This is a genomic window from Muribaculum sp. NM65_B17 (assembly GCF_004793735.1).
In the GTDB taxonomy this organism is placed as follows: domain Bacteria; phylum Bacteroidota; class Bacteroidia; order Bacteroidales; family Muribaculaceae; genus Muribaculum; species Muribaculum gordoncarteri.
Genome location: NZ_SRYY01000002.1, coordinates 139,294 through 161,793, shown reverse-complemented (window position 1 = coordinate 161,793; position 22,500 = coordinate 139,294). Strand labels below are relative to the sequence as shown.

Genomic DNA, 22,500 nt, shown 5'->3' with positions numbered 1-22,500 from the left:
AACCCCAGGAGCTGAATATGAAACATCCTGTTCACACTTCCCATTGAGCATGATATTTTTGAATTAATCTTGACGCTATTGCAAAGTCATCATTATATACAAATCCACACTCTATATAATTTTCGGCTATCGATGTCAATATAGGGGCATCATGTTTGTTGAATCCAACGCCATTTTTCTTTTCAGTAATTCCTTCTCCCTTTTCATTGCTTGTTTGATTTTTATAGACTATGACCAAGCGGTCGAGATCAGGATGATTCGTAACTTTGTTGCTCTCCTGCTTGACGAGGTTCACCTTTTTGCCAGATTGTTTCTCAGCCATCAGTTTTCGTAGCAATTCTTGCACAGCATCCTGATACTGCGCCGGAATATCCATCCTGATTGTTTCTTTCTGCGGCTCGGGGTTCTCTATGGAACTATAGAAATCTACCTCCGCAGAATTAATAATTATATCCTCTGCACATATATTGCGGTCAATTCTAAGATTCTTTAAACTACGGCAACGTGACAAAGCAGTATAGAGCTGACCATGCGCAAAACACCCATTGCCAAGTTTTATCAGTGTGGAGTTCACGCTCATGCCCTGCGACTTATGAATCGTTATGGCATAAGCCAGCTTTAACGGCAGCTGTATATAGGAGCCCACCTCCTTTTGAGACACCTTTTCCTTGCCGGTTTTGGGATCGGTCGTCAAAACATACTGATAGTTCTTCCACTCATTGGGAGAGATGTTTACCGTCTTGCCATTATCAAGTTTTATTCTGACGGCCTCGGTTCCGGCAAGCGTCACATAACCCAATACTTCACCCACATCACCATTTACAAATTCAAGTGTGCCTGAGGGTGTACGATGATTTATAAGCGTCATGACACGTGTGCCGGTCTTTAGTTCCAGTTTTGCCGGAGTAGGATAGTCTTTAGCTAAGAAAATGCCCTTTATAACAGCAGTGAATGTGCGGCCTTCCCCATCCGATTTCTCATTGGCAAGCGCATTGAGTATATTGGCCTCTCGATTAGTTGTACACAAACAAACCGGGGGCACATCAAGCGGCCGCCTAATATCGGCATACTTGTTCAGAATCTCTCTAACAGTCAACAAGCACTTTGTTTCAGGGTCTACGAGATCTCGTGTTTCAAGGTCATTGTGACGAATATGATTCAGTATCGATAGAAACAAGTCATCATGACTTTGTCTATGGACAGTCTTCAAACAGAAACATTTGAACTCGCCTCGTTGCCAAATGTCGGTTTGGAAGGAAAATTCTCCCCCAAAAGTGTTTTTTATAAAACACTCTTCTTCCTCTGACTTAATGACGGGGGGAAGCTGATAAAAATCACCTACCAAAATCACCTGCTTGCCACCAAATGGCAGTTTCTTATTTCGACCTTGCGACACTTGCCTCAGTCGATAATCCACCGCCCAGAATAAGTCGCTGCGTACCATTGATATTTCATCGATAATTACCACCTCGACACTTCTTATCAATTCCCGCTGCTTCTTATTGCCAATTGTTTCAATAGAGTCCTCCGACATCGGTCCGGGAGCAAGGCGTAAAAAACTATGAATAGTAGATCCTCCTATATTGAGAGCCGCAATCCCTGTCGGTGCAAGGAATATGCAATTTTTGGAACTTCTACGGCTAAACTCCTTTACAATCGTAGATTTTCCTGTTCCGGCCTCGCCGGTGAGAAACACATTGGCTCCCGAAAGCATCATTTGCAATGCGGCTTCTTGTTCCTGTGCTAACTGCATAGTTTATTCGTTTTTGGCAAAAATACACTTCGGCTGTATCAAATATTGATACAGCACCTTGAGCTATTCGCAATTCATATTATGGTATTTCACAAATAATTTGATATCCTTACAAATAAGCTCAATCATCTGACATCAAATCAAGAAGTTGATTGAAGTCATCACCGTATCATCGGTAAACTTGCTCTGAGGATAAAACAAGTCGAAGTCGTAAAACTTCAATCGGCTATGCTCAAAGAATGAGGCTATTATATCGCCAGCTATCGCTCCTAACACAGCCTTACTTGCTTGATGCGATTAATGTCATTTTTATGTTGTCGGATAAAGAATCGTCTATTCCAACCCCAAACATGACATTGACTGTATTGGGAAATTTCTCAATAAAGGCGACTAACTCTTTAATTTCTTCAGAGGTTACACATTTTTCTTTAGGACTCCATAGATAAACAAGGATACTGTTATACGAATCTACATAGTCACTCAAGAAATCTTCCATAACTACAATCGCAGAATACATCCGATTTTCATAATCTCCGCTTTCATGGTAATACGAAGACACATAATTGACTGCAACCGGAGAAAGAATATCAATCATATCACGTTCGCTTATGTCGAGAACTGCATGATTACGGATAATCCTAATGATTTCGTCCGGATTACCCTTGATTAAGTAAGTGCCAAAAGAAAATCTACATTCAAATGGTTCATAATCAGCTATAGTTTTATTTAAGGCAGTCGTATAGTAATCATTGACATTATGTTTTGTTATGCTCGGTTTGGAAATACCAGCTTTTGCCAGATGCTCCCATAAGGTTTCATCTCCATCAAATGAATATTTGCCATGTTTCATCATATCTTTGTCATGAGTTAAAATATACCCTGCGACCGAGGCAGCCGCAGGGTGTAGTTATGCGGTCATTTTTGTTAGTCAGGCTTGCATTTGTGTTGAACCATTGAGTTATTCTTGATTCGATATTTTATGAAATCGCGATATTTACATAAGGCATTTTTTCCACGTTTCAAATCTGAGACTGTTAATCCAATTGAATTTCTGTCAGGAATATCCTTCTCGACCATTCTAACCTCGATATCTATTAACTCTTCCAACTCCTTGAATATAGACAAACTGGATTCCCAATCGCCATCATCTTCAACAATAACTGCAAATACATCTTCCTCCAAAGCGAAATCGAAGAAGAAATATTTGAGTTTATTTAAATAGGTAACGTGTGACCATACAGATGCCGACGAATACCGGCACTCTTCTCTCAGGTATGTTGAGAAATCCTCTTTTAGCGGTATCTCTCTGTCTTTCCGGCTATCAGGAGATTTGGACGGCAGGCCGAGCTCTACTCTCACCTTGTCTATTCGGTACTCATAATAACGGTGGTAGGCTGAAAATGCACTTATCCATTCCCTAAGCGTTTTGGTTGATAGTCCAGCCCGTTAATCTTAAAAAACTCGTTGGGGTCTAACTGAGCCATAATCTCAATTATATCATCAAGAAGCCCTGATGCCACTTCAAGTCTTTCAAGACAAGGCTTTTGATATGGACCATATCTTTTGAATGCTTGTGCTAAAACTTCGAATATCCTATAGTCTTCGTTACATATTATCTCAAAAGCCTTCCGGATATGATGCACATACATTTCCGCAGACCTTTGGGTCATGCCTTCACCATCGACACACCACATTATGAAATGCGCTGTGTCGTATGGCACTTCCTTTTCGCCCGGACCGGGCCACAACGGATATTTCCTTGGTCTTGACATATATTATTCTGTTTTTCCGCAAAGTTAACGCTTCCGGACGACTTAATAAATTAAGACCTTGACGACATGACCGAGATTATATTATCTCAGATTATAGCCACAAATAACTATTGATAATCATGCATTTACCACTTATCATTCTTTTTTATATTCTCAGAATGTTCCATAAGCATGCATGTAGATAATTTAATCACATTACTGATTTCTGCAGCCAATTTCTTCTCATCGTAAGGTCTACCATTATCAAGATTTTCCAACTCATGGAAATCACCATTCTTCAAAATCAGAGAAATTGCAGGGGAATGTTCTATAGATATCAGGCTCATGGGATCAAGACTGTTTTCATCAACTCGGAAATCTGCTATTGAACCATCTGCCCTATAACTATATACTCGTATGAACCTATCTTTGATTATATCGTCGCTCTGATAAATTTTAGGTTTAACTTCAAGTATTCCATCATTTATTCGTATAGCGGTTAAATCATGAAGTTTGTGTATTCCACATTCGGTCAATACAAGCAATTCATCAGCAATTTGCTCTCTCCATTTCAAATTTTGAGGGAATTTTCTTATAGGCCACTTACTCCTATTAGAATTTAGTCTATTCTTAATGCGAGCCCTAAAAGTGTCGATATCAAATTCTTTAGTGTGTTTTAATTCTGCTTTCAACTTGACTTTGTCTGACTCTATATTGACATGACTTTGATTCCCTTTGAAATCACCATTATTTATTCCATCCCTCAACCATAACTCAAATTGGTTTATCGCGGTGAAAATGTCATTACGATACCCCTTGCCGATTTTTTCTGCTTTATATTCATTTTCAACAAGATTTGTCATTTTCAATGCAATAGCTCCAATAATCGATTCAGAATCCTTATCAGAAAGTATTTCCGGGATTCTATTTATTAGAGGTGAAAAAGCACCGTTTGAGTTATCATATACCTCAATCGCCTTCTTTAGTCTTGAAACATAGCAACTGTTTGACTTCGATGTAGCCGTAATCCCGCTATCCCATAGCCATTTAGCATATAAATTTAGGATATCCATATACTATAATATTTAATAATTATAACTTTATCATATTATACTCTTAGGTATCATAAAGACTCCCTAAAATCCTTTTGTATTACCTTTCCATTTGTCTGCTGAGCCGAGGCTCAACATTGCAAATTTATATAAATACATGGATAAAGACAAATATCCAACCCTGCTTTATTTTTTAAAACCTTTACCGATTTTTATTCGTGCTTCTATGGTATTTTTTGTTATTCACAGCATCAAGAATTACTCCCGGCAATATTCACCTTACCCTCACGGTTAAGGCGGGGATGTCGTCAATGGTTCCGATGAGTTCTTGGCCGATTTCAAGAGTGCCGCCGGCAATCGACGACGACACTATCAAGTCGCCTATCTTCATTGTACAATAGCGGCTTGCATCAGCCACTATGTCATATATCCTCTCAATCTCGTCACCAAGGGTAAGCTCGATCTCGTCCACCTTTGCCACGCCGAAGTCGCTTCGGCTGATATCGCCAAGTATCACTGCGCCTTCGTAGGCCTGCAGCAAAGCGTTATGTGCCGCAGCATGCTCCATGGCATCAACCGGCTCGGTAAGCAGGCATATTCCTACACCGTCGACATAGCGCGGCGCAAACTTTCGTCCTATGTTTTTGCCAAGACGGCATATCCTTGCCACGATTCCCACCCTGTAATTCCATCGTTCCGAAAACGGGGGTACAAAAAACGGCTTGCCATCCTTTATTATTGCCGAATCGGGCATCAGGTCCACCCGCTGGTTTCTTGACAAAGGCGCATCCGGAGTCCGTCCATAAACAAGCACTTTCATCGTGATAATCTACATTTGCTTTCCCATGCGGTTATACATCACCGCCAGCTGGGCATAAATCGAAGTATTCTGTATCACCACATCCTGAGGAGCCGTAATGCGGAACGGCGTAAAATTCCACAATGCCTTGATGCCGGCCTTGACAAGCAGGTCGCTCACCTCCTGAGCGTGATCGATAGGCACGGCTATCACGCCTATTTCGGCATTCAACGTGGCGAGCCGTTGGTCGAGTTCCGATATATCATATATGGGGATTCCGCACAGCGTGGTGCCCACGACATCATGACGGATGTCAAATCCAGCGACTATCCTCAATCCATAGTTAGCCAATCCCGAATCATGTATCAGGGCGCCTCCAAGGCTGCCAACGCCTATCATTACAGCGTTATGCCCCACCTTGAATCCGAGAAAGTCCTGCAACTCATGCTCAAGCGAAGCCACCTCATAGCCTATGCGTGTTTTGCCCTTTATATTAAGGAATGACAAGTCCTTGGCTATCATCGACGCATCGACATTTATCTCCTTGGCGATCTGTGTTGACGACACATACTCCACCCCTGCGTCAAGCAACAGCCTCACGTAGGCAAGATACCACGGCAGACGCCTGAGCGTTGGCTCAGGAAGCTGCTCTCTCATTTGATTTATTCGCTTGTCGTCGGTCATAGTCTTGTATTCGAGTACGGAAAAACGCCATCGCGCTCCGTCTACGAAATACAAAGTTAAACTTTTTTATTCAATTAATCAAGTCGATTTATTGCCGTCGCATCATGAATTTACTTCGACTTATTATGCCAAATCAAAAATAAATCATTACCTTTGCACCGGTTTCAACCAAGGAGTGATGCTCGAGTGGTTGAAGAGGCACGCCTGGAAAGCGTGTATACGCCAAAAGCGTATCGGGGGTTCGAATCCCCCTCACTCCGCAACTCAAAATAAATGCAGCCGACCCGCTAAAGGCCGGCTGCATTTTCCACCTTATAACACTTCCTCACGGGCACACGTGTACCCGACTCTGGCGTATCATCCTCATCAATGTTCCCTTTTAGTTTAATACTGAAAAACCGACTAAGTAACTTTTCAATAAAACAACAGAAACATGAAAGAGGTAAATCCCGATGAAACAACCCGCGCCTACGCGTTCCACGCCTGGATGAAAGCGCCAATGCCCATGGTGACACTGTTCAAAACGCTGAATGTGTCGCCGCTCGTAAAATATAGCCGCAAAAAAGGGCTTAAATTCAACATGCTCATGTGCTGGTGCATAGGCAAGGCGGCAAGCCGGGTCAAGGAATTCTACATGCTGCCCGTAGGCGACAAGCTATTCAGCTACGACAACATAGCAGTCAACACAATCGTCACCAACCGCGAGGGTGAAGTAAGTTCGTGTGACATCCCATTTTCCGACAACCTGCCACAATTCAACATCGAATATCTGCGTCTTACCCGACAGGTAGCCGAGTCATGCCTCAACCACGACCTCACCGACAGCATGGTCATAGGCACCTCGGCACTTGTGCAATACGACATTGACGGTGCTGTTGGAATGCACAGCGGCATCTTCAACAATCCATTTATAATCTGGGGCAAATACCGCCGAAGCCTTTTCAAAACCACCCTCACCCTGTCGTTCCAGTTTCATCACACACAGATGGACGGTGCCCATGCCGCCCGATTCCTCGACCTGCTTCAACAGGAGATACTGCAATTTTGACGCACTTCAACCGGCAAAATTCGCCGCCGAAACCCGCATTTGAATACACCCTACCAAAATCATCATTTATATTATGCGATAATTCTTGAAGATTTTTTTGACAAAATTAAGACTTGATTGTTATAATTATTAAGTAACTTAGCAACTTAATTTTTGAAAGATAACAATGAAGAATCGTCGTAATTCACTGTTGAGCCGCCTTGCAGTCGTGGCTACCATCGTGATTGTCGCAATGTCAACTATCGCGGCGACACGGAGCAATAAGGGAGAAATAGCTCGTAATCTTGACATTTTCAACGCCTTATACAAGGAGTTGCAGACCAACTACGTAGACTCCATCGATGCCGAAAAGTCGATTAACATCGCCATTGCAGCAATGCTTAACGACATCGACCCCTATACCGAGTACTACGGAGCAAGCGATCAGGAGGATTTGGCCATGATGACTTCGGGCGAATACGCCGGAATAGGCTCAATGATTGTGGAGATGCCCGGTAAGGGAGTGTTCATCTCCGAGCCCTACGAAGGAAGTCCTGCTCAGGAAGCGGGATTGAAGCCCGGCGACCTCATTGTAAAAATCGACAATGACTCGGTTACAGGATGGCACAGCTCGCAAGTCAGCGAGAAGCTCAAGGGACAGCCCGGGACAAAACTTCAGGTAACCGTGAAGCGACCCTATGTCACCGACTCGATAAAGACTTTCGACATCACTCGCCGCAAGATTCAGTTGCCGGCAGTGCCCTACTACGGAGTGCTTAAGGACAACATCGGCTACATCTACCTCACATCGTTTACCGACAAGGCGGCAAGCGAAGTTAAGGACGCACTTGTGGAGCTCAAGAAAAATCCTAATGTGAAGTCGATAGTGCTCGATCTGCGCGGCAACCGCGGAGGTTTGCTCGAAGCGGCAGTAAAGATTGTGGGCCTCTTTGTCCCCAAGAACACCGAAGTGCTGCGCACCCGTGGCAAAGGCCTTCTTAACGAAAAGGTGTACAAGACCACATCGGCTCCTGTCGACACCGAAATTCCGCTGGCCGTACTCATCGACGGAGGTTCGGCTTCCAGCTCTGAAATAACAGCCGGTGCCCTACAGGATCTCGATCGCGCCGTAATCATGGGAGCACGCTCCTATGGCAAAGGTCTTGTGCAGACAACCCGCCCTCTGCCCTACGACGGAATGCTCAAAGTCACCATCGCCAAATATTACATCCCCAGCGGACGCCTCATCCAGGCCATCGACTACAGCCATCGCAATCCCGACGGCTCGGTGGCACGTATTCCCGACTCGCTCACCAATGTATTCACCACCATCCACGGCCGTGAAGTGCGCGACGGCGGAGGCATAACCCCCGATGTAAAAATCGACTACGGCGAAGTCAACCGATTGACCTACAACATTGTCAGCGACAACTGGGCGTTCAATTACGCCACAAAGTTTGCCGCCGAACATCCTGAAATCGCCGCTGCCGAGGACTTTGTCATCACCGACTCGATTTTCAATGACTTCAAGTCGTTTATCGACCCCGACAAGTTCAACTACGACAAGGTGTGCGAGTCGATGCTTGCCGCGCTGAAGTCGACAGCCGAAATCGAAGGCTACATGAACGACTCCACCAAGGCTGAGTTTGCCGTACTCGAAGGCTTGCTGAAGCACAACCTCAGCCACGACCTCGACAACAACCGCGAGGACATCGAAGGCATTCTGGCAGGCGAAATAGTAAAGCGCTACTACTACCAGAAGGGACAGGTGATCGAAACCCTCAAGCGCGATGTCACAATCGACTCAGCCGAAGTAATCCTTAATGACAAAGCTCGTTACAACGCCATACTCTCTCCTGCTACAAAGAAGAATTCATAGCAGATGGACCTGAAGCAGTTATGTGAAAAGATTCTCACTCCCGGCCGGCGTGAAGCGGTCGAGAGTGCCGTAAATGACAACTCTTGCCGCCGCATCTCCCTGTATGGACTTGCCGGGTCATCGGCACCAATGTTAATGTCGGCCCTCCCCTCCCGGGGGAGGCCGATGCTTGTTATAGGCGATTCGCTCGATGATGCCGGCTACCTCTATCACGACCTGTCACGCGTGCTTGGCGAGAGCGCGGTGCTCATGTTTCCATCGGGCTACAAGAGATCGATAAAATACGGACAAGTCGACCCGCCATCACAGATTATGCGCACCGAAGTGCTCAACCACTGGTTTGACGACCCTTCGCTGCGCTATGTCGTCACCTATCCCGAGGCACTTGCCGAGCATGTGGCGACCCGCGACACCATCGAGGCTCACACCCTGCAGCTCGCCGTAGGTTCTACTGTCGACCTCGCCGAAACCGAGAAGTGGTTACGTGAAAATGGGTTTCAGGAGGTCGACTATGTGTACGACCCCGGCCATTTCGCAGTTCGCGGCTCCATTCTCGACATCTACGGCTACAGTTGCGAAGAGCCTTTCCGCATCGACTTTTTCGGCGACGAAATCGAGTCGATACGCACATTCAACATCGAAACACAGCTCTCGGAGTCAAAGCACGACCGCATCTCGATCACATCCAATGTTTCACAGCAGGGCAAAGGCGAGTCGCTTCTCGACTACATTCCCGCCGACACACTGCTGTGGGTGCGCGATGCCGACTACACCTTGCAGCGCATCGAGGCCATTTCAACTGAAACATTCAGCGACAGCGCCCTGATAGCCGACGAAGGCGACAAGGACGCTCTCAAGCATGTAGTCGAGCCCGACCGGTTTGCCGAGTCGCTCAAGAGCATGCGTCAGATTCGATTCTCGGCGGCAGCCAACGCCGATGCCGACGCTTCGGCTGCAATCGATTTCGGCTGTACGCCGCAGGGCATCTACCACAAGAATTTCGACCTCATCAGCGATTCACTGCTGAAGTTCATAGGCGACGGTTACACCGTCTACATTCTCAGCGACTCCGAGAAGCAGATAGAGCGACTGCGCGCCATATTTGAGGACCGGGGCGACGACATAAAGTTCACCCCCGTCATCTCTACAATCCATGAAGGATTTGTCGACCACGTGACCAAGGCCTGTATATTCACCGACCATCAGATATTTGACCGATTCCACAAGTACAATCTGAAGAGCGACCGCTCCCGCTCGGGAAAACTTGCACTGTCGCTCAAGGAGCTTGGTCAGATAGAGGTCGGCGACTATGTGGTCCATGTCGACCACGGCGTGGGCCGTTTCGGCGGACTCATACGCACCGAAGTGAACGGTCGCATGCAGGAGATGATAAAACTCGTCTACCTCAACAACGACATTCTCCTGGTAAGCATCCACTCACTGCACAAGCTCGCCAAGTACCGTGGCAAAGAGGGCGTGGAACCGCGCATCAACCGACTCGGTTCGGGCGCATGGGGCAAGATGAAGGAGCGCACCAAGAGCAAGCTGAAGGACATTGCCCGCGACCTTATCAAGCTCTATGCTGCGCGAAAGGACGAAAAAGGATTTGCCTACTCCCCCGACAGCTATCTCCAGCAGGAGCTTGAAGCATCATTTATATATGAGGATACCCCCGACCAGCTGACGGCCACACAGGCGGTTAAAAACGACATGGAGTCGGCGCGACCGATGGACCGCCTTATATGCGGCGATGTGGGATTCGGCAAAACGGAAATTGCAATACGCGCCGCCTTCAAGGCCGCGACCGACAACAAGCAGACAGCCGTTCTCGTTCCCACAACGGTGCTCGCCTATCAGCACTTCAACACATTCAAGAATCGATTGAAAGAGTTTCCCGTGCGTGTCGACTACCTGTCGCGAGCTCGAAGCGCAAAGGAGGTGAAACAGATAAAGGCCGACCTTGCCGAAGGCAAAATCGACATTCTCATAGGCACTCACAAGCTTATCGGGAAAGACATCAAATTCAAGGACCTCGGACTGCTTATCGTCGACGAGGAGCAGAAATTCGGTGTCGCCGTAAAGGAGAAGCTGAAGCAGATGAAAGTCAATGTCGACACACTCACCATGTCGGCCACCCCCATTCCGCGCACCCTGCAGTTCTCGCTGATGGGAGCCCGCGACCTGTCGGCCATAACCACTCCCCCGGCCAACCGTTATCCCATACTCACCTCGGTCAACGCCATAAACGACGACATAATGCTTGAAGCCGTCAACTTCGAGATGTCGCGCAACGGACAGGTGTTTATCGTCAACCACCGCATCGAGGGACTTTATGAACTGGAGGCCATGATAAACCGGCTCGTACCCGACGCACGCACAATCGTAGCCCACGGACAGATGCCGCCCGAGAAACTTGAGAAAGCCATAATCGACTTCGCCAACCACGACTACGATGTGCTCCTCGCCACTACGATAATCGAGTCGGGTATCGACATGCCCAATGTCAACACAATCGTCATCAACAACGCACAGAACTTCGGACTGAGCGAACTGCATCAGCTTCGCGGACGAGTGGGCCGCAGCTCCCGCAAGGCTTTCTGCTATCTTCTTGTGCCGCCCCACATCCCGCTTAATCCCGTTGCGCGTCGACGGTTGCAGGCAATCGAGAGTTTCAGCGAACTTGGCAGCGGCATCCACATCGCCATGCAGGACCTCGACATAAGGGGTGCCGGAAACCTTCTCGGAGCCGAACAGTCGGGATTCATTGCCGACCTCGGTTACGAAACCTACCAGCGCATATTGAAGGAGGCCGTACTTGAACTTAAAAACGAGGAGTTCTCCGACACTCTCACACCCGATGACTCGAGCGACGGACAGGAGTTTGTGGCCGACTGCGTGATCGAAAGCGACATGGAGCTGCTGCTTCCGCCCGAATATGTGCCTCAGGAGAGCGAACGCATAAGCCTCTACAAGGAGCTCGACGGCATAGAGCGCGAACTCGACCTTCAGCAATTCAAGCTTCATCTTGAGGACCGCTTCGGCAAGATTCCCAAGGAAACAGCCGAACTGTTGCGCATCCCGCGTCTGCGTTACCTGGCCCGAAGGCTCGGTATCGAGAAAGTGGTGCTGAAACAGGGCTCTATGTACATCTACTTTGTCGACGACAACAACAAGGCCTACTATCAGTCGCCCATGTTTGGCCGACTGCTCAACTTCCTGCAAGCCAATCCGCGACGCTGTCGCATACGCGAAAAAAACGGCCGTCGCAGTTTTGCGATAGCCGATGTGCCTACTGTCGAGGAAGCCGTAGCCCTGCTCAACAACGTGTTGTCGCTTGAAACCATATAACGGCTACTCCGATCCCGGTTCTATGTGACGGTCGTCAAATTCCGACTGGAATATCTTCGGGAAGTGCTTCTTGTTGTAACGCTGCACCATGTTGGTGACATAGACCGTGAATAGCGGGAACATCATCATGCCCATGCCGGCGAGTATTACGGCGAGTATCTTTCCCACCACCGTAACGGGATATATGTTGCTTCCTATGGTCGTAGCGTCCATGCACGCCCACCACAGCGCCGCTCCGTAATTGGGCACCATGTTGTTGACCGGTTGCTCCTTCTCAAGGAATATAAGGCTGGCGAAATATATTACCGACAACAATATTACGATATATGACATCAACAGCGAGGAGATGCGGTTGGTCGTCATATAGCCTATCACTATCGACAATGCCAACGCTCCTCGTGCAAGAGGGATGAATCTTATAAAATATAGCTCCTGATGCGAGAAGCTTATATTGAATATCTCTATTATGTTAAGATAGGGTATCGACAGCAGGAAGAAAAACCAGTGTCGGCGCACATATTTCCACTTGTCGTCGGCAAGGGCAAGCTCCACAAAGAAGTCAATCATGAACACGACACACACCAGTAGCTGAAATCTCATGTAATTCCTGTTTTCAAGGAAGTTTACGTTGGTGAACGTGTCTATCGATATATACACAATCAAAGCCAGCGACAACAGCAACACTAACACATAGAGTGAAGTCCTTAATATTCGCTTATCCCTATCCGATATTCTCATAACAGTCATTATTAGTAACTATTATAACAAGCTCCGCCCCGGTTTTGATTATGACCGGGGCGGAGAAAATATCGTCATTTAATCTATATGCGATGCTTATTCCGTTATTTCGTAGTCACGGGCAAGACCTCCTTCGCCTGTTTCCTTATATATCGAAGGCAGGTCATGGCCGGTTTGCTTCATCACCTCGACCACGCGGTCAAATGACACCCGGTGGCCGCCGTCGGTAAATGCCGAATAGAGGTTTGCGTCAAGAGCACGTGCGGCTGCATAGGCGTTACGTTCGATGCACGGAATCTGGACAAGGCCGCACACGGGGTCGCATGTCATACCGAGATGATGCTCAAGACCCATCTCGGCCGCATACTCTATTTGGGCGGGGCTGCCGCCAAACAGCTGATTGGCTGCTGCGGCCGCCATGGCGCATGCCACGCCCACTTCGCCTTGACAGCCCACCTCGGCACCGGCTATCGACGCATTGTGCTTCACGATGTTGCCTATAAGTCCGGCTGTAGCAAGCGCACGGTATATACGCGCCTCCGAGAAGTCACGGCTCTTTTTAAGGTGATAGAGCACTGCCGGCACTACTCCGCACGATCCGCAGGTTGGTGCCGTCACGATCTCTCCTCCCGAAGCGTTCTCCTCCGACACCGCAAGGGCGTAGGAGAACACCAGTCCGCGTGACTGAAGATTGGATTTATAACCCGATGCGCGCACATAGTAGGTGGCTGCGCGTCGCGGAAGATGCAGCGGGCCGGGCAGCACACCTTCGCGGTCGAGGCCCCGCTCGACACTCTTGCACATGGTGTCCCACACCTTGGCAAGATAATCCCATATCTCAGGGCCTTCGCACTCCTCTACATATTCCCAGTAGGAACGGCCGGTGCGCTGACACCAGTTGAGAATCTCGGTAAGGGTGTTCATGTGATACACATCATCGCTCGCTGTAAGAGGTTCTCCCTCTTCGGCAAGCTGTCCGCCTCCCACACTGAACACCGTCCAATTGGAAGTAACGTTACCTTCGCTGTCAAGGGCTTCAAAAAGCATTCCGTTGGGATGGAAAGGCAGGAATATCTGTGGCTGCCACACTATCTCAACCGGTGCGGTAGGACTTAATGTGTCGATTATGGCACGGTCGGTCATGTGGCCCTTTCCGGTAGCCGCAAGACTGCCGTAAAGCGTGACACGATATGACGATGTCCCCGGATTGCGGGCGGCAAACTGTTGAGCGGCATAACGCGGCCCCATCGTGTGGCTGCTCGACGGTCCGGTACCTATTCTATAAAGTTCTTTTATGCTCTTCATGACATTGTTATAGTTTTGGATGCGCAAAGGTACGCATTTTTTCTTTAATACTTAAATTAGTCATGCTATGTCAACGGGGAGCGACGGCGAGCTTTCGTGTTGCCGAAGTTTCGCTGCCGCCGTCGGCACTGATTGCAACCTTATAAATGTAAAGGCCGTGGGAAACGCGTCCGCCGCCGTTATCCGATAGATTCCAAACGATAGGAGCTGTGACAAACATGTCGCTGCGCCCGTTCTGGCGTGTGCTCCACACAATGCGTCCCGACAGGTCATATACCGTCAGCTTCACTTGTAACATCGCATCGGGTCGATTGTGGCGTATGTAGAACTTGACCATATCCACTGCCGGATTGGCATCGGTGTACAGCTCAACGATGTCGGGAGCAAGCCCCTTGACCACCCTGAACGAAACAGTCGCCTCGGCCATATTGTTGGAGGTGTCCCACACCCGCAGCCTGAGAGTGTGACGACCCGGCAACAGTCCCGACAGCGGATAGGCTATCGTTCCGCTGCGACCGCCGTCACTTCCCGGAATATAATAGTGTGGAACATCGGGGCATGCCTTGCTGCCGTCAAGCATCAGCGACATCTGGTGACCTATTCCGGCATTGGATATGTTGATGCCCACATTGTCGGTGACACGCGCAATGACCATGGGCGACTCGTTGACTGTCTGTCCGTCGACAAAATCTTCGCCATTCAGTCCAAACGCCTCAATTACCGGGGGCTCCTCATCGGCAACCGCCGTTTCGTCATAACCGTAGACATAGAAGTCACGGTTCACCCCCGAAGCATCGCGGCCGTCGACCGACAAGGCCGTCATGCTCAATGCCGCATGACGGAAATTTGACGATATTTCACCCGGCATGGTCACGTTTATGCTGAACTCTCCGTTTACAACAGTGTCACGCTCCGTCCACAACCGGTCGCCCTGCTGCTCGAAAATCACCTTCTTCCCATCGTTTCGGCCCTCGGTGGTGGTGCTGTATTCAGCGTCATATATGGTTGAATTGACAACTCCGTTAAACGATGACGCAATGCGCCCTCGGCTATCGGTGATGCGTCCTTTCATAACGAGCTGCTGACGCCCCTTCACCGTCACCTGCGAATCGGGATGCACGACCTGCCCCGCAATAGAGTCGAGCACCGCCTTGAAAGAGGCGCCGGCAGGGCGTAACGCCGGGTCGCCGAGCAGCACGTAACGCAGTTTGTTTACATCGCTCGGTGAGGTGAGCTCGTTCTTGGCACGGCGCATGACCTCACCTACGGGAAGCAACTCGCCCGACTCATCGCGTCGCGTCATCATCCTCGCCGTGGCAATCGTCAGGTCACGGTTATAGGTCATGTAGACAGGACGGGTGGCGGCCACCGCCCCTATTATTCCTCCGGGCTTCATAAACAGCAGTTCGGCACCCGACTGTCCGTCGGCATCCCATCGAAGAAAGTCACACGTAGCAGCAAAAAGCAGCGGCTGGCGGCGCAGGTTCATGTCACGTATGTCATCGGCTGTAAGCAGCCCCTCACCCGTCCAGGAGTAGGTTGTGGCGTGACCTACAAACCACCACCAGCAAGCCCCCCTGCCAAGCAGCCTCATCATCCTGTCGTGAGCTTCCACGGCTACTTTGTCGACAAGCGGCGACGCATCCACATACACCTTGTGATAGAGCATCTCACGGCCGCCGTCGTCAGTCGACATTAATTGATTATATATCCGCTCCATCTGCTCGGCATGCTCTCCGTTGTCACCGTCATCGGCAGTCATTACCATGTTTATCTTCCAATCGCTCTCGTCATTGTCGCCGTTGATGTAAGTTGAAATCTTATCAACCGCCATGCGCGCCTCCATGTCCGATGTGACGGGAATGCGCCCTACGGCTATACAGTGATAGTCACTTCCCGGATTCACACCCGACCCGTCGAGCAGAAATGCGAGATAGTCCTCGGTTGTGTAAGAAGTGTTGTCCGACGACCCGTCGACACTCTGCCATTGCGGAAGTATAGGATAGCCAGCAGCCTGGGCTGAAGCCGTTATGCGACGGTGGTCATGATGTCCGCGCCCCAACATGAGCGCATACTTCAGCTTGCTCGGAGTGGCGGCACTGCCTCCCCCGCGGTCCCACAGCATCTTCAGCATACGCCTGAAGGCATTGAAGTCAGGAGCCCCCGAGGCAAACTCATTATAGACATCCTCGGCGGCCACCACAGCCACATCAAGGTTGTCTGACGAGTTACGGTGCAGGGCGGCAAGCGATTCGGCATAACCCAACCAACGCTTAGGAGTAAAGATTACCATATCGGGCACCGTCATTGCATGGAGGTCGCTGTTATATACCTCGCCGACAAGGACAGGCGACTTCATGTCGGCATCGGGATTCCATGCCACATATCGCCTCAAGCCCCTGCTTGTGGCTGTCCACTTGGCCGCTCCTTCCGACACCGCCGCGTCAACTTTCATGAACCGCCGAGCATCGGTCACATCCCATATACGCGTATCGTCACGCATGCCCTCAACAATCAACGATGGTGACGAGTGACTGAATGTCAGCACACCGTCGGTCATCGCCAGCCGGCGGTTATAGTTGACCGTTATACGGTCGAGGCGCGCCAGTGCCGCCTGACCTTTGGTCGAGAAGTCGAGGCCGAGCGTCAGCACATCGCCGTCAACGGTTATATCATGCGACATTTCGGCTATGCGGTAGTGCTGGTGACTGTCATTGGGACTCGCGGCAATCGAGGTGACGGGCGACAATCCCGACCCGTTGACGCTTAATGCCAATGTCGAAGCTCCCTTCACATTTTTCACTGCAAACCGACAACCCGCCCACACATTGTCACCCGACTTTCCGGCAAGGTCAAATACAAATTCGGCACTCCGTTGAAACCGGAAGTCCTCTCCGAGCATTTCATGTCCCGTGGCACCGGGCGACACCAAGTCGATTTCATGCGACAACACCTCGGTAAACGAAGTGACACCGTTGACAGCTCCGGGAATCCCCGTCCTGCCGGGCTCAGCGGGTTCCGATTCTCCAAGGAAGTAATAGGCGGCATCGGTGTAGCCGTTCTTGTGCATGACATAACGCTCATTCGACACCGTAAGTCCCTCGGCTCCCCGCGCATAAAACACAAGGCCGCGGGATGTAATCTCACACGGAGCCTGCGGAAGGTCGTCGATGTAATCCGACTCCAAAAGTGCGTCACCTACAGGTTCGGCACCGTAGCCGTAGACGCTCACGCGCGTCACATCGTGGAATCCCCATCGCTCAAGGTCGTCAAGGCCTATGCGATACATGCCCTCCGACATAACTTTCAACTTGACCCAACGGCCATGTGACAGCACCGAATGTCGGGCGTAACTATCGGGCGCAAAAGCCCTTACCGCCGGCGCCGACAAAAGCGACACCGCGGCAAGCACGATCCTCAATACTATGTATATGCGCTCCGACATAAACGTTGCTATCATTAAAACGCAAATCATCGTCACTTATTGCCACAATCACTCCATGTAACGCTTTCAATCCATTAACCCTATTTCACAATGTCAACCGATGAAAAAATAACGCCGGATAGTTGTCGTTACGGAAAAAAGTCGTACCTTTGTGCCCGGGTAAGTCCTACACGACCAGCTCCCCGGGAACTCCGCCAGGCCTTGACCGGAGCAACGGTACCGGGTTGTAGCGGTGCGATGTAGTAAGCTTACCCTTTTTTTGTATCTCTTTCTAAGCTCTTTTAACTATTGTGAATCAAACATCAGTCATTCACAATGTGTTATATAGACAAGAAAGGGAACTCGACCGGGATATCAATCCCACTTCATCGTAAGCGGATGAAATCGCCGCTAATCGCAGTCCCCTGATGTATACAGCTAAGATAAAGGCGACCCCCGACGCGTGAGGTCGCCTTTCCTTTAGCTCTTCACTACTCACAGGCTCCGATGGACTTCTTAACAGTTGGTCATTAAACAATCGCGGGCCTGTAAGCATTATTCTTTTATCCCGGTGCGACAGCAGACAAAGAAGAGGGATGAAGAGTCATGTAACTGTCGCACCGGATGCTTGACAATTTATGTGGATATCAAACTTATGGATACTCTTACAAAACTATCGTTCCGACCCGTCACAATCGACGCAGTTCCGGCATTAAGGGAGATTCTCCGGAAGGCCGAAAGCCGCACCTGTGACTACACAATAGCAGGATTGCTGATGTGGAGCGACTATTTCCACTACCAATACGACATAGTCGACAACACACTTTTCATAAAAGGCGTGTCGGAGAACGACACAGCCGTTCCCGCATTCTCGATGCCGATAGGCGACATGGCGCTGCGTGACGCAATATCGCTTGTTATCGACTACTGCCGTCACCACAACCTGCCCGTTCAATTTTCGGCCGTACCCGAGGACCGGCTGTCGGACTTCTACTGTCTTGGTCCGTGCCGCATAGAGGAGTTGACCGACTGGGCCGACTACCTATACAACGCAGCCGACCTCGCGACCCTTCAGGGTAACAAATACAGCAAAAAGCGCAATCACGTGAACCGGTTCATCGCCGACAATCCCGACTACGACTACCGCCCGCTCACCATCGACAACATCGAGGCTGTAAAGGAGTTCTACCACCACACCACACTGCAGCCCGATGCCTCGCAGGAGCTCGCCGACGCCGAACGCGAACAGGTGTTCAACGTTCTCGACAACTATCAGCGGTTTCCCTTTGAGGGCGCTGTGTTATCGACCCACCGGCACGGCATCGTGGCATTCACCATAGGCGAGATAATAGGCGACACGCTCTATGTACACATCGAGAAGATGAATCACACCATACCGGGTGCGGGTGAAACGATCAACAAGCTGTTTGCAGCCGACATGACGGCCCGCCACGGCATCGATTACATAAACCGCGAAGAGGATGTAGGCGACGAGGGGCTGCGCAAGGCCAAATTGTCATATCATCCCGTAATGTTGCTCAAAAAGTACAATCTGTCAATCGAGAACCCGAAAGCATAGGTGGAGTTACAAAAGTTTTTACTAACTTTACGTTATAACTCTTCACCTATAGCGTCATGAAACTACAACTTCCTCCACGGCTTGACGGGTCACGCGACACCATCGTCGCCGACAACAGGCGAATCATCGTTATCGGAGCCAACGGAGCCGGAAAAACGCGCTTCACCGAGCGCTTCATCTCCGAGCTCGACTCCCCGGTCTTCAGGCTTTCGGCCTTGAAGGCACTCTATCGTTGTGACGCGCCCGACAATCTCCCCGGCTCGATCGATTCGCGTTATGTGGAGGCCACATCACAGTCATCGTTCATCAGAAGCGACAACGCCACCCAGTTTGAACGGCTAACTACCCTGATGCTTTACGACGAGGTGCTGAACCTGATCGCTCACAAAGTCACAAACTCCGACGGCAAACCCGTACCTCTGCCCGAGAGCCATCTCGACCGAGTGATAAAGGCATGGCAGGAGGTATTCCCCGAAAACAAAGTGTTGCGTGAAGGCGGCAAGCTGCTTTTCAGCCGTAACAACGACTCCACCGAAGCCTACTCTTCCCTGAAACTTTCCGATGGTGAAAAAGCCGTGCTATATTACTTCGGAGCGTTACAGTACGCCCCCGGGAAGGCCGTCGTATTTGTCGACAGCCCGGGAATGTTCCTGCACCCATCAATCACAGGATTCATCTGGGACAAAGTCGAGTCGATGCGCCCCGACTGCACATTTGTCTACACCACCCACGATGTGGAATTCCTGTCGGCACGGCGTGACAACGCAATCGTATGGGTGAGAGGATATGACGCAGCAAAACAGACATGGGACTACGCCGTTCTGCCTCCCAACTCCTCAATAAGCGAAGACCTCTATGCCACGCTGGTTGGCACACGCAAGCCGGTGCTCTTCATCGAAGGTGACGCTACCCACTCCATCGACGCAAAGCTATATCCGCTGGTGTTCACCGACTATACGGTAAAGTCGCTCGGCAGCTGCAACAAGGTCATCGAGGCGACACGCACGTTCAACGACCTGAACACATTCCACCACCTCGACAGTCACGGAATAGTCGACCGCGACCGCCGCGACGCCCAGGAGGTGAAGTATCTGCGTGACAAAAAGATTTTCGTCCCCGATGTGGCCGAAATCGAAAACATATTGATGCTCGAAGGGGTGATTCGCACTGTGGCTCGCCGTCACCACCGCAACGAGAACCGGGTGTTTGAGCATGTCAAGAAATCAATTCTCGGACAGTTCAAGCACGACATACGCCAGCAGGCCCTGCTACACACCCGTCATCGTGTAAAACGAATCATGGAGTATCGCATCGACGGCCGCTTCCCCAACATCAACAAGCTTGAGGAACACATGGTCAATCTGGTCAACGAGATTAATCCGCGAGCCATGTACGAGAATTTCTGCAAGGAATTTCACCGTTATGTCCTATCCGGCGACTATCAGTCGGTGCTTCGCGTCTACAACCAGAAGTCGATGCTCCCCGGATCGAATGTCGCCGCACTGTGCGGACTCAACAACAAGGACAGTTACATTAACGATATAATAAAAATATTAAAAGAGAACGGACGCGACGCCGAATGTATAAGACACGCCATAGTGCACTGCTTCGGAATCGATGAAACCGAGGCCTCGGCTCCGCGACCCGACATAAGTGCCATCAATGATGATTAAGTGCTGGATTGAAGCCATGAGGCTGCGCACGCTTCCCGTGTCGGTAGCCGGAGTGGTGCTTGCAATAGGATACAATCAACTCGACGGAAACTTCAAGCCGCTGCCTGCGGCGTTGTGCCTGATTTTTGCCGTACTTGCGCAGATAGCGTCAAACTTCGCCAACGAATACTATGACTACCGTGACGGACTCGACCGCGCGGGCCGTGACGGGCCACGGCGAGGAGTGACCGAAGGCGACATAACGCCACGCGCGATGAAAACAGCCACATTTGCCACTCTCGCGCTGGCTTGCGCCGTAGGGTGCTCGCTAATATATTGGGGCGGATGGTGGATGCTGCCCGCAGGCATACTGATTGCCCTGGGCGTAATGGCCTACTCAACCGGCCCCTACCCGCTGTCGCGTCACGGATGGGGCGAAGTGGCGGTAGTGTTCTACTTCGGCATAATTCCGGTCAATCTCACCTACTACGTTCAATCGGGCACATTCACCGCCGAAGTTCTTGCCGGATCGGTGGCACTGGGCCTCATGATCGCCAATGTGCTCATCGTAAACAATTACCGCGACATCGACGACGACCGTGCCGTGGGCAAGCTCACGCTCGCCGTCAAGATGGGACGCCCGTTCATGGCCACTCTATATCTGCTCAACGGATTGATAGCCGTAGCGCTGATGTGGAAAGCCTTCACCAACATGCACGCCATTGCCTACGTGTACATCGTGCTTCACCTCATATTATGGAAGCGACTCACCCGGGTTACGGGCAAGTCGCTTAATCCTTTGCTTGGAATGACTGCGATGCTTATACTGCTCTATGCATCGGCATTCGCAATCGTGGCTACAATACGGTGACCGGGGTTATTTCAGCATTGTCGCTCACCACAGCCTTTATAAGCTCGCCGTTGGGCCTGTAGTAGATGTCAGTGTCGCTGTTTCCGACCTTTTCCACCTCTATTACATAGAAGCTGTCGTTGGCTCTTTCGTAACTCTCGATGCCGTCGATAGTCCATGTTCCATACTCGCTCTCGGCAAAAGCCTTCGACACCTCGCCGGGAATGAAGAACAGGTCCTTTCCACAATCGATATTTGTCATACTCCACTTTGCCGATGAATCAAACCACACTTCATAGTCACGGAAATCCTTTGTGAAATCGGCTACAAGATATGCGCCCTTGTTTTCCCATTCCACATTTGCAGCTTCAGGAAACTTGGCAGCCAATGCCTCTACATAAGCCTGAGGAACTTTGGAGGCTGCAACATCATTGTCATCGTCATCATCGCTGCACGACGACAGCATGAACACTCCACACAATGCCAACATCATCAAAAATAGCTTGTTTTTCATAACTTTGAAATTAAATGTTTTCATTATTCTATTCAGACGATATAACACATTGGAGTCCTAAAAGTTAACCATATAAGCATTTTTAACCCGATGGGACATGAACATATACAAGTGAAGCTCACCGAACTGACGGCGAGCTTCACAG

At 49.9% G+C, this 22,500-nt stretch carries 17 protein-coding genes, 1 tRNA gene and 1 other RNA gene; 8 read left to right on the top strand and 11 right to left on the bottom strand.

Going from position 1 to position 22,500, the window contains the following annotated elements:
* Positions 1-31 precede the first annotated feature (31 nt).
* The 7 genes from E5354_RS03250 to E5354_RS03215 all read right to left on the bottom strand — a co-directional run bounded on the left by E5354_RS03250 (position 32) and on the right by E5354_RS03215 (position 6,039).
* Entirely contained in the window at positions 32-1,753 is a 1,722-nt protein-coding gene (locus tag E5354_RS03250; RefSeq protein WP_135946402.1) for an ATP-dependent RecD-like DNA helicase, read from the bottom strand.
* A 280-nt stretch (positions 1,754-2,033) separates the two neighbouring features.
* Positions 2,034-2,606, bottom strand: a complete 573-nt coding sequence (locus tag E5354_RS03240; protein WP_135946401.1) for a hypothetical protein — start codon at positions 2,604-2,606, stop codon at positions 2,034-2,036.
* Between the two features lie 71 nt (positions 2,607-2,677).
* The gene (locus tag E5354_RS03235) at positions 2,678-3,112 is read right to left on the bottom strand and encodes a hypothetical protein (protein WP_135946400.1); all 435 of its coding nucleotides are present in this window, start codon (positions 3,110-3,112) and stop codon (positions 2,678-2,680) included.
* A gap of 47 nt (positions 3,113-3,159) precedes the next feature.
* Positions 3,160-3,525, bottom strand: coding sequence for a hypothetical protein (locus tag E5354_RS03230; RefSeq protein WP_135946399.1), 366 nt, complete (start codon positions 3,523-3,525; stop codon positions 3,160-3,162).
* A 125-nt stretch (positions 3,526-3,650) separates the two neighbouring features.
* Positions 3,651-4,577, bottom strand: a complete 927-nt coding sequence (locus E5354_RS03225; RefSeq protein ID WP_135946398.1) for a hypothetical protein — start codon at positions 4,575-4,577, stop codon at positions 3,651-3,653.
* Positions 4,578-4,830: 253 nt separating this feature from the next.
* Positions 4,831-5,376 carry a fumarylacetoacetate hydrolase family protein gene (locus tag E5354_RS03220; protein WP_135946397.1) on the bottom strand — a complete coding sequence of 182 codons (546 nt, stop codon included), beginning with the start codon at positions 5,374-5,376 and terminating at the stop codon, positions 4,831-4,833.
* A 9-nt stretch (positions 5,377-5,385) separates the two neighbouring features.
* On the bottom strand, positions 5,386-6,039 hold the full coding sequence (locus tag E5354_RS03215) for a redox-sensing transcriptional repressor Rex (RefSeq protein ID WP_123395085.1): 654 nt from the start codon (positions 6,037-6,039) through the stop codon (positions 5,386-5,388).
* A gap of 172 nt (positions 6,040-6,211) precedes the next feature.
* Between E5354_RS03215 and E5354_RS03210 the strand changes: the two genes are divergently transcribed.
* The 4 genes from E5354_RS03210 to mfd all read left to right on the top strand — a co-directional run bounded on the left by E5354_RS03210 (position 6,212) and on the right by mfd (position 12,293).
* A tRNA-Ser gene (locus E5354_RS03210) sits at positions 6,212-6,299 on the top strand.
* Positions 6,300-6,472: 173 nt separating this feature from the next.
* Complete coding sequence (locus E5354_RS03205) at positions 6,473-7,087, top strand: CatA-like O-acetyltransferase, family 2 (RefSeq protein ID WP_123395084.1); 615 nt, start codon at positions 6,473-6,475, stop codon at positions 7,085-7,087.
* 166 nt (positions 7,088-7,253) lie between these two features.
* On the top strand, positions 7,254-8,945 hold the full coding sequence (locus tag E5354_RS03200; RefSeq protein WP_123395083.1) for a S41 family peptidase: 1,692 nt from the start codon (positions 7,254-7,256) through the stop codon (positions 8,943-8,945).
* Positions 8,946-8,948: 3 nt separating this feature from the next.
* Positions 8,949-12,293 (top strand): transcription-repair coupling factor, encoded by a 3,345-nt coding sequence (gene mfd, locus E5354_RS03195; RefSeq protein WP_135946396.1) that lies wholly within the window; start codon positions 8,949-8,951, stop codon positions 12,291-12,293.
* A 3-nt stretch (positions 12,294-12,296) separates the two neighbouring features.
* Here mfd and E5354_RS03190 read toward each other — a convergent pair whose 3' ends face one another.
* From E5354_RS03190 to porU, 3 genes are all read right to left on the bottom strand, one after another.
* On the bottom strand, positions 12,297-13,031 hold the full coding sequence (locus E5354_RS03190) for a potassium channel family protein (RefSeq protein WP_246863730.1): 735 nt from the start codon (positions 13,029-13,031) through the stop codon (positions 12,297-12,299).
* Between the two features lie 96 nt (positions 13,032-13,127).
* Positions 13,128-14,336: an L-serine ammonia-lyase gene (locus tag E5354_RS03185; protein WP_135946395.1), complete on the bottom strand. Its 1,209-nt coding sequence runs from the start codon at positions 14,334-14,336 to the stop codon at positions 13,128-13,130.
* Positions 14,337-14,406: 70 nt separating this feature from the next.
* Complete coding sequence (porU, locus tag E5354_RS03180) at positions 14,407-17,796, bottom strand: type IX secretion system sortase PorU (protein ID WP_168353811.1); 3,390 nt, start codon at positions 17,794-17,796, stop codon at positions 14,407-14,409.
* 142 nt (positions 17,797-17,938) lie between these two features.
* Between porU and ffs the strand changes: the two genes are divergently transcribed.
* From ffs to menA, 4 genes are all read left to right on the top strand, one after another.
* Positions 17,939-18,038, top strand: an RNA gene (gene ffs, locus E5354_RS03175) — signal recognition particle sRNA small type.
* Between the two features lie 377 nt (positions 18,039-18,415).
* On the top strand, positions 18,416-19,339 hold the full coding sequence (locus E5354_RS03170) for a DUF2156 domain-containing protein (RefSeq protein WP_135946393.1): 924 nt from the start codon (positions 18,416-18,418) through the stop codon (positions 19,337-19,339).
* 56 nt (positions 19,340-19,395) lie between these two features.
* Positions 19,396-21,012 (top strand): DUF4435 domain-containing protein, encoded by a 1,617-nt coding sequence (locus E5354_RS03165; protein WP_135946392.1) that lies wholly within the window; start codon positions 19,396-19,398, stop codon positions 21,010-21,012.
* Positions 21,002-21,862 carry a 1,4-dihydroxy-2-naphthoate octaprenyltransferase gene (gene menA / locus E5354_RS03160; protein ID WP_246863729.1) on the top strand — a complete coding sequence of 287 codons (861 nt, stop codon included), beginning with the start codon at positions 21,002-21,004 and terminating at the stop codon, positions 21,860-21,862. Before E5354_RS03165 ends, menA begins: the two co-directional genes overlap by 11 nt.
* Here menA and E5354_RS03155 read toward each other — a convergent pair.
* Positions 21,849-22,355 carry a PepSY-like domain-containing protein gene (locus E5354_RS03155; RefSeq protein WP_168353810.1) on the bottom strand — a complete coding sequence of 169 codons (507 nt, stop codon included), beginning with the start codon at positions 22,353-22,355 and terminating at the stop codon, positions 21,849-21,851. The genes menA and E5354_RS03155 overlap by 14 nt on opposite strands.
* Positions 22,356-22,500 lie beyond the last annotated feature (145 nt).